Raw genomic sequence first — 15,347 nt, forward strand, 5'->3', positions numbered from 1 at the left:
GCGGCCCCCTTCGGCACCACCACCACGAGGAGAGACATGCCCCGCACCCGTACCGGCCTGCTGGCCGCCCCCGCCGCCGCGGCGGTCCTGGTCCTGCTCGCGGCCTGCTCGAGCGGCACCGCCGACGCCGGGTCCACCGGCACCGCGGACGCCGGCGACGCCGCGCAGGCCCAGGCGCCGTCCGGCCAGGGCGGCGGGGGGATGCCCGGCGGCGGAGGCACCTCGGGCGAGATCGCCGCCGTCACCGACGCCCTCCTGCAGGTGCAGGGCGACGACGGCCAGACAGCCGTCGCGTGGGACGCCACCACGACGATCACCCAGACCGTCACCGGCGCGCTGCCCGACGTCACCGTCGGGTCGTGCGTGGTCGCGTTCACCTCGGGCGACGAGGGCGCGGCGGCGACCTCCGTCGCGATCACCGCGGCGACCGACGACGGCTGCACGGGCGGCTTCGGCGGCGGCTCGGGCGGCGGGTTCCCGGCGGACGGCGGCATGCCCAGCGGGAGGCCGACCGACCTGCCCGAGGGGGCCGAGATGCCCGACGGCGCTCCGACGGACGCGCCGGGCGGCGGCTCCGGGGGCGGGTTCGGCGGCGCGACCGCCGGTCTGGTCACCGCGGTCGACGGCAGCACGATCACGGTCGAGTCGACGGGGGCGCCCGGCGCCGACGACGCGACGACGACGACCGCGACCATCACCGTCGACGACGCCACCACGTTCACCAGCACGGTCGCGGCGGACGCCTCGGCCGTCGCGGTGGGCCGGTGCGTCACGGCGCAGGGCGAGGCCGACAGCAGCGGCCAGGTCGCCGCGACGAGCCTCACGCTGTCCGACGCGACCGACGACGGCTGCTCGACCGGGTTCGGCGGACGCGGCGGCGTCCCGGGCGTGTCCGGCTCGACCGGGAGCGAGGGCGACGATGCGTGACAGCCTGCGGCGGCGCGTGGGCCGCCGGCGGGCCGACGCGGCCCCCGCGACGCCCCTGACCCCGAAGGCCCTGGCCCGGCGCGCGACGCGCCGCCGACGGCTCGTGCTCGGCGGGGTCGCCGCAGCGGCCGCGCTCAGCCTGGTCGGCGGCGGCGTGGCGATCGCCGTCACCAGCGCGAAGGGCAGCGGCTACCGGACCGCCACCGCGGAGCTCGGCACCGTCGAGCAGACCATCGACGCGACCGGCACCGTCGCCTCGGCCAGCCGGTACGACCGGGCGTTCTCCGTCGCGGGCACCGTCGGCGCGGTCGACGTGGCCGTCGGCGACACCGTCACGGCGGGCCAGGTGCTCGCCACGCTCGGCACGGCCTCGCTGGAGGACGCCGTCGAGGAGGCCGAGCAGGCGGTGGCCGACGCGCAGCAGCAGCTGGAGGACGACATCGACTCCCAGACCTCGGGCAGCAGCTCGAGCAGCAGCAGCTCGTCCGGCACCGGCTCGTCCGCCTCGGGCGGGGCGGGGTCGTCGACGACCGGGTCGACGGGGTCCGGGTCGTCCGGGACGGGCTCGACGGGCTCGGCCCCGGACGCCGCGGCCACCGACGGGGACGCGCAGGCCGGCGGGTCGACGGGAGACGGTTCGACCGGCGGCGGCGAGTCGGCCGCGGACCCCGCCGTGACGCAGGCGATCGCCGCGGTGAAGGCCGCGCAGCAGGCGCTGCTCGCGCAGTACCAGACCGCGCAGGCGGCGCTGGCGGAGGCGTCCGCCGCGACGGCGGCCGCTCAGGAGGCGTGCCAGGCGGTGCTCGACGGCGACGGGTCCGGCGACGGCTCGACGCAGGAGCCGACCACCGCGCCGAGCGAGGAGCCGACCACGGAGCCGAGCACGGAACCGAGCGAGGAGCCGACGCAGGACGCGCCGACCGAGGACGCCGCCCCGGAGGACGCCACCGCGGCCGGTGCCGCGGCGACGGCGGGCGCGGTGATCACCGGCACCGCGTTCACCACCAGCACGACCACCGACGACCTCACGTCGTGCCAGGACGCGATCACCGCCGTGCTCGCGGCGCAGACGACCGTGGACGAGGCGCAGACCGGCCTCATGACCCTCGTGACCGACCTCGACACCGCGGTGACGGCGGCGCAGGACGCGCTGGCCTCGGCTGCCTCGGGCTCGAGCGACGGCACCAGCGCGGCGCCGTCGACCGGCGGCACGACCGGCACGACCGGCACGACGGGCGGCACGGCGGGCGGCGCGGCGGGCGGCACGACGGGCGGCACGACCGGCACCGACGGCTCCGGCGCCGCCGACCAGAGCACGGCGCTGCCCAGCGGGTCGTCGTCCGGCACGGGCTCCTCGGCCGCGACGGGCTCGGCGCTCTCCGGCACCTCGGCGGCCGCGGGCGGCTCGACCGTCGCCACCGCCGCCGACCTGCTGGCCGACCAGGCCGCGATCGACCAGGCCGAGGCCGAGCTCGCGATCGCGCAGAGCAAGCTGGACCTGGTCGACCTCACCAGCCCGATCGCCGGGACCGTCGCGGCGGTGTCGATCGCCGCCGGCGACGAGGTCGAGGCGTCCTCGACGTCCGCCGTCATCACCGTCATCGGCGACGACGGGTACACCGTGTCCACCACGGTCACGCTCAGCCAGGTCGACCTGGTCGAGGTGGGCCAGGAGGCGGCTCTCTCGGTCCGCACCAGCGACGAGGACCTGACCGGCACGGTCACCGGCATCGGCATCCTGAACGCGTCCACGACGTCGTCCGACCCGACGTACACCGTGGACATCGCCGTCGACCCGGAGGACGTCACGCTCTACAACGGCTCCTCGGCCCAGGTCTCCATCGCGGTCGCCGCGTCCGAGCAGACGCTCACCGTGCCGTCGTCGGCGGTGCACCTGGACGGCTCGACCGCCACGGTGCAGGTGCTGAGCGGCGGGACGGTCGAGTCGGTCGAGGTGGAGCGCGGGGCCGTCGGCGCCGAGCTCACGGAGATCGTGTCCGGCCTGTCCGAAGGCGACCAGGTGGTGCTGGCGGACCTGAGCCAGTCGCTGGTGTCGGACGACTCGGAGTCCGGCGGCGGGCTCAGCGGCCTGGGCGGCAGCACCGACGACTCGTCGTCGGGGCAGGGCCAGATGTCCTTCCCCGGCGGTGGCGGCTTCGGCGGCGGCCAGCTCCCGGCCGGCGGCCCGCCCGGGAGCTGATCCCGGGCCCTCGACGGCGCCCGGCCGGTCCTGCGTACCCCCTGCGCGGCACCGGCCGGGCGCCTTTCTGCCACCCTGGACCCGCCGGCGCCCGCCCGCGGCCCGGCGGGGGGAGGGCTCCGCATGCCGCTGCGGTCGGTGCTGCTGTTCGCGCTCGCCGCGCTGCTGGAGATCGGCGGCGCGTGGCTGGTCTGGCAGGGCGTGCGCGAGCACAAGGGCTGGGCGTGGATCGGGCGCGGGCGTGATCGCGCTCGGGCTGTACGGGTTCGTCGCGACGCTCCAGCCGGACGCGCACTTCGGCCGGATCCTCGCGGCGTACGGCGGGGTGTTCGTCGCCGGCTCGCTGGCGTGGGGGATGGTGGCCGACGGCTTCCGGCCCGACCGGTGGGACGTGCTCGGCGCGCTGCTGTGCCTCGCCGGGGTCGCGGTCATCATGTACGCGCCGCGGCCGGCCTGAGCGGCCGGGCCGACCGCCACCGGGGCTAGGCTCGCCGCCAGCCCCACCCGCACGACCACCACCGGAGGACACCCGATGACGCAGACCACGGCACGACCGCACGCGGCGGTCCTCGGCGGCGGCGTCATGGGCGAGGCCCTGGTCACGGCCCTGCTCGCGGCCGGCTGGACCGCCGACGACGTCGACGTCACCGAGCGCAGCGCGCCGCCCGCGCCATGGAGCTGTCCGGCCGGTACGGGGTGCGCGCGGCCGACCCGAACGCCAAGGCGGTCAAGGGCGCCGGGCTGGTGCTGATCGCGGTCAAGCCGCAGGTCGTGCCGGACGTGCTGGCGGAGATCGCCCCGACGCTGCGGCCCGGCACCCTGGTCGTCTCGGTCGCCGCCGGCATCCCCGTCGCGGTGTACGAGGCGGCGCTGCCGGAGGGCACGCCGGTCGTCCGGGTCATGCCCAACACCCCGACGCTGGTCGGCAAGGGCGCCAGCGCGATCGCCGCCGGCACGCACGCGACCGACGAGCACCTGGACCTCGCCGAGCGCGCGCTCGCCGCGACGGGGCTCGTCGTCCGGGTGGCGGAGAAGGACCTGGACGCCGTGACCGCGATCTCCGGCTCGGGCCCGGCGTACGCGTTCTACCTCATCGACGCGATGGCGGAGGCCGGCGTCCTGCTCGGGCTGACCCGCGACCTGGCGACCCGGCTGGCGGTCGCGACCGTCGAGGGCTCGGCCGCCCTGGCCGCGCAGACCGGCGACCACCCGGCCGTGCTGCGCGAGCGGGTGTCGTCGCCCGGCGGGACGACCGTCGCGGGCGTCGCGCAGCTCGACGCGCACGGCGTCCGGGCGGGCGTCGTCGCGGCGGCGCGGGCGGCGCACGACCGGTCGCGGGAGCTCGGCGCGGCGGCGGCCCCGTCGCCCCGCGGGGACCGGTAGGCCCGCCGTGACCGGCACGCCCGGCGCCCCGGCCGTCCGGCGGCCGCCCGCGATGAGCGACGTCGCCGCGCTCGCCGGGGTGTCGCACCAGACGGTGTCGCGCGTGCTCAACGACCACCCGAGCGTCCGGCCCGAGACCCGCGACCGCGTGCTCGCAGCGATCGCCGAGCTCGGCTACCGCCGGAACAGCGCGGCCCGGGCGCTCGTCACCCGGCGGTCCGGCGCGCTCGGCGTCGTCACCACGTCGTCGGTGCACCACGGCCCGACCAGCACGCTCATCGGGCTGGAGAGCGCGGCGCGCGAGGTGGGCTACTACGTGAGCGTCGCGGCGATCGACACGTTCGACGCGGGCACGATGCGCGGGGCGCTCGACCACTTCCTGGACCAGGCCGTCGAGGGCATCGCGATCATCGCGCCCCAGGTCGACGTGGCCGAGGCGGTCGCGGCGTTCGACGTCCCGGTGCCGGTCGTGTCGGTGACCTCGGGCGAGCCGGTGCCCGGGCCTGCGCACGTCGTGGCGGTCGGGGTCGACCAGCGCGAGGGCGCGCGGGCCGCGACCCGGCACCTCGTCGACCTGGGCCACCGCGAGGTCGTGCACCTGGCCGGGCCGCAGGACTGGTTCGACGCGCAGGAGCGGCTCGCGGGCTGGCGCGAGGCGTGCGCGGCGGCCGGGGTCGGGGCCCCGGAGCCGGTCGAGGTCGACTGGTCCGCCGAGTCCGGGTACCGCGAGGGGCTGCGGCTGGCCGACGCCGGCGCGCCGACCGCGGTGTTCGCGGCCAACGACCAGCTGGCGCTCGGGCTGCTGCGGGCGTTCTGGGAGCGCGGGCTGCGGGTGCCGCAGGACGTGTCGGTCGTGGGCTTCGACGACGAGGCCGGCGCCGCGTACTTCGTGCCGCCGCTGACGACCGTCCGGCAGGACTTCCCGGCGCTCGGCCGCAGCGCGATCCGCGCCCTGGTCGCCGCCCTCGCGGGCGACCTCCCGCCCCGCACCCTGCTCCCGGCGACCCTGGTCCCCCGCGCGAGCACCGCACCCCCGCCCGCCCGCTGACCCCGCACGCCGACCCGTCTTCCCGCACGTCTCCTCGCCGAGATGGCAACTCTCGGCTGTGACGCGGGCCCAGCGCACAGCCGAGAGTTGCCATCTCGGCGGGTCGGGCGGCCGGGGAGAGGCGGTGGCCGGGCGCGTCAGCAGGGCGGTTGGCGCACGGACGTGTGAGCGCTAACATCGGCGGGAGGACGCGGCGGACCGCCGCGTGCGGGAACATCGCAGAGACGCGGGCAGTGCTGCCCGGACGGCGAGGACGGAGCACGCAATGGCGCAGGACCACGACGACGCACGCCACGACGAGATCGCCGCCGCGATCACGGACGGCCGGACCTCGCTGGGCATCGAGCTCGGCTCGACCCGGATCAAGGCCTGCCTGATCGGCCCGGACCACGCGCCGGTCGCCACCGGCAGCCACGAGTGGGAGAACCAGCTCGTCGACGGGGTGTGGACCTACTCCCTCGACGCGGTGTGGGCCGGCCTCCAGGAGTCGATCGCCACGCTGCTGGCCGACGTCGAGCAGCGGTACGGCGTCCGCCCGACGACGTTCGGCGCGCTCGGCGTCTCGGCGATGATGCACGGCTACCTGCCGTTCGACGCCGACGGCGAGCTGCTGGTGCCGTTCCGCACCTGGCGCAACACCTCGACCGGCCGGGCCGCCGCGGAGCTGACCGACAAGCTGGGCTTCAACATCCCGCTGCGCTGGTCGATCGCCCACCTCTACCAGGCGATCCTCGACCACGAGCCGCACGTCCCGCAGATCGACTTCGCCACCACGCTGGCCGGCTACGTGCACTGGAGGCTCACCGGCCGCAAGGTGCTCGGCGTCGGCGACGCGTCCGGCATGTTCCCGATCGACCCGGCCACCCGCGGCTACGACGCGACGATGCTGGCCCAGGTCGACGAGATCGTCGCGACCCGCCGCCCCGGCCTGAAGGTCGAGGCGCTGCTGCCCGAGGTGCTGCCCGCGGGCGCCGACGCCGGCCGGCTCACGGAGGAGGGCGCCGCGCTGCTCGACCCGACCGGCACGCTGCGGGCCGGCATCCCGCTGTGCCCGCCCGAGGGCGACGCCGGCACCGGCATGGTGGCGACCAACTCGGTCGCCCCGCGCACCGGCAACGTCAGCGCCGGCACGTCGATCTTCGCGATGGTCGTGCTGGAGAAGCCGCTGGAGCGGGTGCACCACGAGCTCGACGTCGTGACCACCCCGGCCGGCGATCTGGTCGCGATGGTGCACTGCAACAACGGCGCCTCGGAGCTCAACGCCTGGGCCGGCCTGTTCGGAGAGTTCGCCACCGCGCTCGGCGCGCCCGCCGCGGCCGACGACGTGTTCGGCGCGCTGTTCCGCGCCGCGCTCGAGGGCGACGTGGACGGCGGCGGCCTGCTCGCCTACAACTACCTCTCCGGCGAGCCGATCACCGGCCTCGACGCCGGCCGCCCCCTCGTGGTGCGCACCCCCGACAGCCGGCTGACCCTCGCGAACTTCATGCGGACCCAGCTGTACTCGGCGTTCGGCACGCTGAGCCTCGGCATGCACGTCCTGCAGGGCGAGGGCGTCGCCATCGACGCGATGCTCGCGCACGGCGGGATGTTCCGGACCGCGGGCGTCGCGCAGCGCCTGCTGGCGGCGGCGATCGACGCCCCAGTCGCGGTCGGGGAGACCGCGGCCGAGGGCGGCGCCTGGGGCATCGCGGTGCTCGCCGCGTACCTCGACGCCGCGGCCGAGCAGGACCTGCCGACCTACCTGACCGAGCGCGTGTTCGCCGGTGCGGACGTCGACACCGTGGCGCCGGACCCGGCGGACGTCGCCGGCTACGAGCAGTTCCTGGACCGCTACCGCGCCGGCCTGGCCGTCGAGCGCGCGGCGACCGAGGCCCTCTGACCACCCACTCCCGAGGAGGAGACCCCATGACCCGGACCCTCGCCGACTACCCGGCCGAGGTGCAGGAGGCGGTCGCTCGCACCCGCGAGGTCGTCGCGACGCTGCACGCGGAGCTGCCCCGCTGGGAGCTCGTCGTCTGGACCGCGGGCAACGTGTCCCAGCGCGTCCAGGTCGACCCGGCCGGACCGTCGGCCGCCGACCTGCTCGTCATCAAGCCGTCCGGCGTGACCTACGACGAGCTCACCCCCGAGTCGATGGTCGTGTGCGACCTCGACGGGAACCTGGTCGACGGCACCCGCAGCCCGTCCTCGGACACCGCGGCGCACGCCTACGTCTACACGCACATGCCCGAGATCGGCGGCGTCGTGCACACGCACTCGACCTACGCGACGGCCTGGGCCGCCCGCGCCGAGCCGGTGCCCTGCGTGCTGACGATGATGGCCGACGAGTTCGGCGGGGACATCCCGATCGGCCCGTTCGCGCTCATCGGCGACGACTCGATCGGCCGCGGCATCGTCGAGACGCTGCGGGAGTCGCGCAGCCCGGCGGTGCTCATGCGCAACCACGGCCCCTTCACGATCGGGAAGGACGCCAAGGCCGCGGTCAAGGCCGCCGTCATGGTCGAGGAGGTCGCGCGCACCGTGCACATCTCCCGCCAGCTCGGGGAGCCCACCCGCATCCCGCAGGACCAGGTCGACTCGCTGTACGCCCGGTACCAGAACGTCTACGGCCAGAGCAGCGCCGCTGCGGCCACGAAGGAGCAGGACGCATGACCAAGCCCTACGCCGACCGCGAGGTCTGGTTCTTCACCGGCAGCCAGGACCTCTACGGCGAGGACACCCTGCGTCAGGTCGCCGAGCAGTCCCAGGAGGTCGCCCGCACCCTCGACGAGGCCGCCGACGTGCCGGTCCGCATCGTGTGGAAGCCGGTGCTCAAGGACTCCGTGTCGATCCGCCGGGCGATGCTCGACGCGAACTCCGACGACCGCGTCCTGGGCGTCATCACCTGGATGCACACGTTCAGCCCGGCCAAGATGTGGATCGCCGGCCTGGACCAGCTGCGCAAGCCCCTGCTGCACCTGCACACGCAGGCGAACGTCGAGCTGCCCTGGGACAGCATCGACATGGACTTCATGAACCTCAACCAGGCCGCGCACGGCGATCGCGAGTACGCGTACATCGCGTCCCGCCTGGGCGTCGCCCGCACGACGGTCGTCGGCCACGCGTCGAACCCGGCGGTCGCGAAGCGCGTCGGCACCTGGGCGCGCGCCGCCGCGGGCTGGGCCGCCACGCACGAGCTCAAGCTCGTCCGGTTCGGCGACAACATGCGCAACGTCGCGGTCACCGAGGGCGACAAGACCGAGGCCGAGCTGCGGTTCGGCGTCTCGGTCAACACCTGGGGCGTCAACGAGCTCGTCGCTGCCGTTGACGCCGTGGCGGACGCCGACGTCGACGCGCTGGTCGCGGAGTACGAGGACCTCTACGACGTGGTGCCCGAGCTGCGCCGCGACGGAGACCGCCACGAGTCGCTGCGCTACGCCGCGCGCCAGGAGATCGCGCTCGAGACGTTCCTGACGTCCGTGGGCGCGAAGGCGTTCACGACGAACTTCGAGGACCTCGGCGCCCTGCGCCAGCTCCCGGGCCTCGCCGTCCAGCGCCTGATGTCGAAGGGCTACGGCTTCGGCGCCGAGGGCGACTGGAAGACCGCCGTCCTGGTGCGCGCGGCCAAGGTGATGGGCGAGGGCCTGCCCGGCGGCGCGTCGCTCATGGAGGACTACACCTACGACCTGACCCCGGGAGCCGAGAAGATCCTCGGCGCGCACATGCTCGAGGTCTGCCCCTCCCTGACCACGTCGAAGCCGAAGGTGGAGATCCACCCGCTCGGCATCGGCGGCAAGGAGGACCCGGTCCGCATGGTGTTCGACGCCGACCCGGGCGAGGCCGTGGTCGTGTCGCTGGCCGACATGCGGGACCGGTTCCGGATGACCGCGAACGTCGTGGACGTCGTGCCCCCGACCCAGGAGCTGCCGAACCTGCCGGTCGCCCGCGCGGTCTGGGAGCCCCGTCCGGACTTCGCCACGTCGGCGGAGGCCTGGCTGACCGCGGGCGGCGCGCACCACACGGTCATGTCGACCGCGGCGGGCGTCGAGGCGTTCGAGATCTACGCCGACATCGCCGGCACCGAGCTGCTGGTCATCGACCAGGACACCACCCGCCGCGGCTTCCGCGACCAGGTGCGCTGGAACCAGGTGTACTACCGGATCGCGCAGGGTCTCTGAGCCCCGCCCCTCCGTCCCGACGGCCCGTCCCCGCTGCTGCGGGGGCGGGCCGTCGCCGTGTGAGCGCTCACCTGGCTTTCGCCCGTTCGGCCCTCTGAGTTCGGTGAGCGAATCCAAAGGCCTGCGCCGAGCGGGTGATCCGAGCGCCCGACCGGCCCGGCCGAGAACACGAAAAAGCGCCGTTGACCTGCGCCGACGTCGTCGATCGTCGGCGGGTCTCGGACCGTTACCCATCTGCAACCTGGGCCCCGTCCCTTTGGCTTGACTTCTTGAAGTCAAGGCCGCGAGAGTGTGCACGTGCTCGCCGGTGGCGGGGGAGAACGACCCCGGCACGCGGCGCAGGGCAGGACGGGCGACGGTGCGGTTTCCGCGCCCATGACGACGAGGTCAGCAACCCTCTCGAGGAGGAGAAGGACATGAAGAGCATCCGGTTCGTCGCGCTCGGCGGCGTTCTCGCGCTCGGCCTGGCGGCGTGCTCCGGCGGCGGCGCCGGCAGCACCACGGGCGACGAGACCAACGCGGACCCCAGCGACCTCACGATCGGCGTCGCGATGCCGACCGAGACCTCGGAGCGCTGGATCGCGGACGGCGACGCCGTCAAGAGCCAGCTCGAGGAGGCCGGTTACACGGTCGACCTGCAGTACGCGGCCGACGACATCCCGACGCAGGCGCAGCAGATCGACCAGATGATCACGAAGGGCGCCGACCTCCTGATCGTCGCCTCGATCGACGGCACCGCGCTGGCCAACCAGCTGCAGGCCGCGGCCGACCAGGGCATCCCGGTCATCGCCTACGACCGCCTGATCCGCGACACCGAGAACGTGGACTTCTACGTCACGTTCGACAACTACAACGTCGGTGTCCAGCAGGCCACCTCGCTGCTCGTCGGCCTGGGCATCCTCGACGCCGAGGGCAACGAGGCCGACGCGGCCGGCCCGTTCAACATCGAGCTGTTCGCCGGCTCGCTGGACGACAACAACGCGCACTTCTTCTTCAAGGGCGCGATGGACACGCTGCAGCCGTACATCGACAACGGCACGCTGGTCGTGAAGTCGGGCCAGACCGAGATCGAGCAGGTCGCCACGCTCCGCTGGCTCCAGGAGACCGCCCAGAAGCGCATGGAGGACCTGCTGACCTCCACGTACTCGGACGGCTCGAAGGTCGACGGCGTGCTCTCGCCCTACGACGGCATCTCCCGCGGCATCATCACCGCGCTGCAGAACGCCGGCTACGGCGACAGCATCGAGGCCGGCCTGCCGATCGTGACCGGCCAGGACGCCGAGATCGCCTCCGTCAAGCTCATCAAGGACGGCGTGCAGTTCTCGACGATCTTCAAGGACACCCGCAAGCTCGCGGAGCAGGCCGTCGTCTCGGCCCAGGCGTTCCTCGAGGGCGACGAGCCCGAGGCGAACAACACCGAGGACTACGACAACGGCGTGAAGGTCGTCCCGTCGTTCCTGCTGGAGTCGGACATCGTCTACGCCGACAACATCCAGTCGCTCCTCATCGACTCGGGCTACTGGACCGAGGAGGAGGTCGCGGCGGGTCAGGCCTCCTGACCCCCCGACCCACCGCGTGACCGACGCGGGCCGGCCGGCACCACGCGTGCCGGCCGGTCCCGCGGCGACGTGTTCCATCGCCCGACACGACTGAGGACGGTCGAGGCCGCATGAGCGACCACATCCTGGAAATGCACTCCATCACCAAGACCTTTCCCGGGGTCAAGGCGCTGCAGGACGTCAACCTGAACGTCAAGCGCGGGGAGATCCACGCGATCTGCGGGGAGAACGGGGCCGGCAAGTCCACCCTCATGAAGGTGCTGTCGGGCGTGTACCCGCACGGCACCTACGACGGGGAGATCCGCTTCGACGGGGAGACGGTCGAGTTCAGCTCGATCAACGACTCCGAGGAGAAGGGGATCGTGATCATCCACCAGGAGCTCGCTCTGGTGCCGTACCTCTCGGTCGCGGAGAACATCTTCCTCGGCAACGAGCGGGCGCGCCACGGCCTCGTCGACTGGAACCGGGCCAACTCCGAGGCGGCCGTGCTGCTCGCCCGGGTCGGTCTCGACGAGAACCCGACCACCCCGATCGGTCAGCTCGGCGTCGGCAAGCAGCAGCTCGTGGAGATCGCCAAGGCGCTCTCCAAGAAGGTGAAGCTGCTCATCCTCGACGAGCCCACCGCGGCGCTCAACGACTCGGACTCCGAGCACCTGCTCAACCTGCTGCGGCACCTGCAGGGCCAGGGCATCACGTCGATCATGATCTCGCACAAGCTCAACGAGATCGCCGACATCGCGAACTCCACGACGATCATCCGCGACGGCAAGACCATCGAGACCCTCGACATGGTCGCCGACAACGTCACCCAGGACCGGATCATCAAGGGCATGGTCGGCCGGGACCTCGAGCACCGGTACCCCGAGCACGTCTCGCACGTCGGCGAGGAGGTGTTCCGGGTCGAGGACTGGCACGTCGAGCACCCCACCCAGCCGGGCCGCGTGGTCGTCGACGGCGCGTCCTTCACCGTCCGCGCCGGCGAGATCGTCGGCATCGCGGGCCTGATGGGTGCCGGCCGCACCGAGCTCGCCATGAGCGTCTTCGGCCGGTCCTACGGACGCAACGTCACGGGCAAGGTCTTCCTGCACGGCAAGGAGATCAAGACCCGCTCGGTGAGCGAGGCGATCGGCCACGGGCTCGCGTACGCGACCGAGGACCGCAAGACCTACGGCCTCAACCTGATCGAGGACATCCGCCGGAACATCTCGGCGGCTGCCCTGGGCAAGCTGTCGAAGGCCGGCTGGGTCAACGGCAACGAGGAGATCAAGGTCGCCGAGGAGTACCGGCGGTCCATGAACATCAAGTCGCCGACCGTGATGGCGCTGACCGGCAAGCTGTCGGGCGGCAACCAGCAGAAGGTCGTGCTGTCCAAGTGGATCTACACGGACCCCGAGGTCCTGATCCTGGACGAGCCGACCCGCGGCATCGACGTCGGCGCCAAGTACGAGATCTACACGATCATCAACAAGCTCGCGGACGCGGGGAAGGCCGTCGTGGTCATCTCCTCCGAGCTGCCCGAGCTCCTGGGCATCTGCGACCGCATCTACACGCTCGCGTTCGGCCGGATCACCGGCGTGCAGGAGCGTGCGGTCGCCACCCCGGAGAGCCTCATGGAGCTCATGACGAAGGAAAAGGAAACGGTTCGATGACGGCTGTGGAAGGCCTGCGGGACATCTTCACCAAGAACCTGCGGACGAGTGGCATCTACATCGCGTTCGTCGCGATCATCGCGCTCTTCGCGATCCTCACGGACGGCGTGCTGCTCGCACCGGGCAACATCACGAACATCGTCCTGCAGTACTCGTACATCCTGATCCTCGCCATCGGCATGGTGATCGTCATCATCGGCGGGCACATCGACCTGTCGGTGGGCTCCGTGGTGGCGCTGACCGGCGCGGTGTCCGCGATCCTGGTCATCAAGAACGGCCAGCCGTGGTGGGTCGGCATCCTCGCCGCCCTCGTGGTCGGTCTCCTCGTCGGCGCGTGGCAGGGCTTCTGGGTCGCGTACGTCGGGATCCCGGCGTTCATCGTGACGCTGGCCGGCATGCTCCTGTTCCGCGGCCTCACCTACGAGGTGCTGAACAACATCTCGCTGTCGCCGTTCCCCTCCTCGTACCAGAAGGTCGCCGGCGGCTTCATCAACGGCCTGCTCGGTGGCAACGGCTTCGACGCCTTCACGCTGATCATCGCGGCGATCGCCATCGTCGGCTACGCGTACTCCGCCTGGCGGTCCCGCATGGGCCGCGTCCGCTACCAGCAGTCGGTCGAGGCGCTCCCGCTGTTCATCCTGAAGATCGTCGCGATCGCGGTCGTCGTCATGGCGTTCGCCTGGCAGCTGGCGCACTCGCGCGGCCTGCCGATCGTGCTGATCATCCTCGCGGTGCTGATCCTGGCCTACAACACGGTCACCACCCGCACGGTCTTCGGCCGCCACGTCTACGCGATCGGTGGCAACCTCAACGCCGCCCAGCTGTCCGGCGTGAAGGTCAAGCAGGTCAACTTCTGGATCTTCGTCAACATGGGCTTCCTGGCCGGTGTCGCGGGTGCGATCTACTCGTCCCGCTCCAACGGCGCGCAGCCCGGCGCGGGCAACATGTTCGAGCTCGACGCCATCGCCGCCTGCTTCATCGGCGGCGCGTCGACGACCGGTGGTGTCGGCCGCGTGACCGGCGCCATGGTCGGTGGTCTGATCATGGCCGTGATGTCCAACGGCATGCAGCTGATGGGCGTGCCGCAGTCGACGCAGCAGATCGTCAAGGGCCTCGTGCTCCTGCTGGCCGTGGCGTTCGACATCTACAACAAGCGCCGCGCGGGCGCCGCCCGCTGACCTCGGGCGCATCGCACGGCCGGCGCGGGCCGGGGCGCGCGGGGGAGACCCCGGGTCCCGGCCCTCGCTGCGTCCGGGTCGCGGGGCCTGGCACCGGGCGGTGGAAGGTTGTGACGGACACGCCGACGGCGTGTCCGTCACAACCTTCCACCGCCCCGGTGCACCCGGGGAGAGTCAGAGCCAGCCGTTGCGGCGGAACGCGCGGTGCAGCGCCACGCACGCGCCCGCGATGACCGCCAGCACCACGAAGTACCCGTACCGCGTGCCGAGCTCCGGCATGTGCTCGAAGTTCATGCCGTAGATCCCGGCGACGGCCGTGGGCACCAGCGCGATCGCCGCCCAGGCCGAGATCTTCCGCATGTCCTCGTTCTGCCGCAGCGCCACCCGGCTCTGCCCCGTGGTGACCCGCGCGGTGTTGGCCTGCAGCACGTCGGTGAGCTGCCGGTCGATCACCTCGATCTGGTCGACGGCCCGCAGCAGGTGGTCGTGCACGTCGCGGAAGTACGGCTCGGCGGCGGCGGGCACGTGGGGCACCTCGCCGGCCGCCAGCCGCTCCAGCGGCCGCTGCAGGGGCAGCATCGCCCGGCGGAACTCCGCGACCTCCTGCTTGAGCTTGTAGATGCGCTCGGAGTGGTCGTCGTCGCCGGGGCCGAACACCTGGAGCTCGATCTCGTCGACGTCCAGGTCGATGTGGCCGATCGCGACCTCGTAGGCGTCCACGACGCGGTCGGCGGTCCGGTAGAGGACGCCCGCGGGGCCGAAGTCCTCCTCGGCGGGCACGCCGGCGTCGAGCTCCGCGCGCACCTGGCGCAGCACGCCGCCCTCGCCGTGCCGGACGGACACGACCGCCTGCGGCCGGAGGAACATCGCGATCTCGGTGACCTCGACGACCTCCACGTGGTCGACGTACCGGACGGGCTTGAGCACGGCGAACACGACGTCGTCGTAGACCTCCAGCTTGGGCCGCTGGTGGGCGTGCACGGCGTCCTCGACGGCCAGCGCCGGCAGCGCGAACTCGTCGGCCACCTCGGCGATGTCGGCGTCCGTGGGCTCGCGCAGCCCGACCCAGACGTAGCCGTCGGTGGCGTCGGCGACGTGCGCGGCCTTCCGCAGCGGGACCCGCCCGGGCACCCGCTCGCCGCCGGTGTAGAGGCCGCAGTCGCCGATCACGGCGTCGGCCCCGGTGCGCTGCACGTCCGTCACGCCCTCACGATAGGTCCGCCGGGCGCGGCCGTCCTCGCGCGGA

General features: G+C 73.1%; 11 protein-coding genes and 1 pseudogene. 11 read left to right on the forward strand and 1 reads right to left on the reverse strand.

The features are described 5' to 3' along the window. Positions 1 to 36: 36 nt before the first annotated feature. The 11 genes and pseudogenes from FKM96_RS11475 (at position 37) to mmsB (ending at position 14,101) form a co-directional block, all read left to right on the forward strand. Complete coding sequence (locus tag FKM96_RS11475) at positions 37 to 927, forward strand: hypothetical protein (RefSeq protein ID WP_147795343.1); 891 nt, start codon at positions 37 to 39, stop codon at positions 925 to 927. Beyond that, the gene (locus FKM96_RS11480) at positions 920 to 3,127 is read left to right on the forward strand and encodes a biotin/lipoyl-binding protein (protein WP_147795344.1); all 2,208 of its coding nucleotides are present in this window, start codon (positions 920 to 922) and stop codon (positions 3,125 to 3,127) included. Before FKM96_RS11475 ends, FKM96_RS11480 begins: the two co-directional genes overlap by 8 nt. A gap of 123 nt (positions 3,128 to 3,250) precedes the next feature. After that, positions 3,251 to 3,584, forward strand: a pseudogene (locus tag FKM96_RS11485) (YnfA family protein). A gap of 215 nt (positions 3,585 to 3,799) precedes the next feature. After that, positions 3,800 to 4,510: a pyrroline-5-carboxylate reductase gene (gene proC / locus FKM96_RS11490; RefSeq protein ID WP_371300416.1), complete on the forward strand. Its 711-nt coding sequence runs from the start codon at positions 3,800 to 3,802 to the stop codon at positions 4,508 to 4,510. Positions 4,511 to 4,517: 7 nt separating this feature from the next. Continuing rightward, entirely contained in the window at positions 4,518 to 5,558 is a 1,041-nt protein-coding gene (locus FKM96_RS11495) for a LacI family DNA-binding transcriptional regulator (RefSeq protein ID WP_371300417.1), read from the forward strand. 265 nt (positions 5,559 to 5,823) lie between these two features. Further along, positions 5,824 to 7,437 (forward strand): xylulokinase, encoded by a 1,614-nt coding sequence (locus FKM96_RS11500; RefSeq protein WP_147795345.1) that lies wholly within the window; start codon positions 5,824 to 5,826, stop codon positions 7,435 to 7,437. Between the two features lie 26 nt (positions 7,438 to 7,463). Then, a complete protein-coding gene (locus tag FKM96_RS11505) occupies positions 7,464 to 8,210 on the forward strand; it encodes an L-ribulose-5-phosphate 4-epimerase (RefSeq protein ID WP_147795346.1) in 747 nt (248 codons plus the stop codon). Then, complete coding sequence (gene araA / locus FKM96_RS11510; protein WP_147795347.1) at positions 8,207 to 9,715, forward strand: L-arabinose isomerase; 1,509 nt, start codon at positions 8,207 to 8,209, stop codon at positions 9,713 to 9,715. The genes FKM96_RS11505 and araA overlap by 4 nt, the downstream gene beginning before the upstream one ends. Before the next feature lie 416 nt (positions 9,716 to 10,131). Continuing rightward, complete coding sequence (gene chvE, locus FKM96_RS11515; protein WP_147795348.1) at positions 10,132 to 11,274, forward strand: multiple monosaccharide ABC transporter substrate-binding protein; 1,143 nt, start codon at positions 10,132 to 10,134, stop codon at positions 11,272 to 11,274. 110 nt (positions 11,275 to 11,384) lie between these two features. Beyond that, positions 11,385 to 12,923: a multiple monosaccharide ABC transporter ATP-binding protein gene (mmsA, locus tag FKM96_RS11520; RefSeq protein ID WP_147795349.1), complete on the forward strand. Its 1,539-nt coding sequence runs from the start codon at positions 11,385 to 11,387 to the stop codon at positions 12,921 to 12,923. Next, positions 12,920 to 14,101: a multiple monosaccharide ABC transporter permease gene (gene mmsB, locus FKM96_RS11525; protein ID WP_147795350.1), complete on the forward strand. Its 1,182-nt coding sequence runs from the start codon at positions 12,920 to 12,922 to the stop codon at positions 14,099 to 14,101. Before mmsA ends, mmsB begins: the two co-directional genes overlap by 4 nt. A gap of 174 nt (positions 14,102 to 14,275) precedes the next feature. Here the strand turns inward: mmsB and FKM96_RS11530 are convergent, their stop codons facing one another. Then, positions 14,276 to 15,304: a magnesium and cobalt transport protein CorA gene (locus FKM96_RS11530; RefSeq protein WP_210417260.1), complete on the reverse strand. Its 1,029-nt coding sequence runs from the start codon at positions 15,302 to 15,304 to the stop codon at positions 14,276 to 14,278. Positions 15,305 to 15,347 lie beyond the last annotated feature (43 nt).

Origin of the sequence: Cellulomonas sp. Y8 (assembly GCF_008033115.1) — a bacterium.
Taxonomy (GTDB): domain Bacteria; phylum Actinomycetota; class Actinomycetes; order Actinomycetales; family Cellulomonadaceae; genus Cellulomonas.

Excerpts from the sequence above, each read along its gene's own strand:
- chvE (WP_147795348.1), top strand. The coding sequence starts at position 10,132 with ATGAAGAGCATCCGGTTCGTCGCGCTCGGCGGCGTTCTCGCGCTCGGC.
- mmsA (WP_147795349.1), top strand. The coding sequence starts at position 11,385 with ATGAGCGACCACATCCTGGAAATGCACTCCATCACCAAGACCTTTCCC.
- FKM96_RS11500 (WP_147795345.1), top strand. The coding sequence starts at position 5,824 with ATGGCGCAGGACCACGACGACGCACGCCACGACGAGATCGCCGCCGCG.
- araA (WP_147795347.1), top strand. The coding sequence starts at position 8,207 with ATGACCAAGCCCTACGCCGACCGCGAGGTCTGGTTCTTCACCGGCAGC.
- FKM96_RS11480 (WP_147795344.1), top strand. The coding sequence starts at position 920 with ATGCGTGACAGCCTGCGGCGGCGCGTGGGCCGCCGGCGGGCCGACGCG.
- FKM96_RS11475 (WP_147795343.1), top strand. The coding sequence starts at position 37 with ATGCCCCGCACCCGTACCGGCCTGCTGGCCGCCCCCGCCGCCGCGGCG.
- proC (WP_371300416.1), top strand. The coding sequence starts at position 3,800 with ATGGAGCTGTCCGGCCGGTACGGGGTGCGCGCGGCCGACCCGAACGCC.
- mmsB (WP_147795350.1), top strand. The coding sequence starts at position 12,920 with ATGACGGCTGTGGAAGGCCTGCGGGACATCTTCACCAAGAACCTGCGG.
- FKM96_RS11505 (WP_147795346.1), top strand. The coding sequence starts at position 7,464 with ATGACCCGGACCCTCGCCGACTACCCGGCCGAGGTGCAGGAGGCGGTC.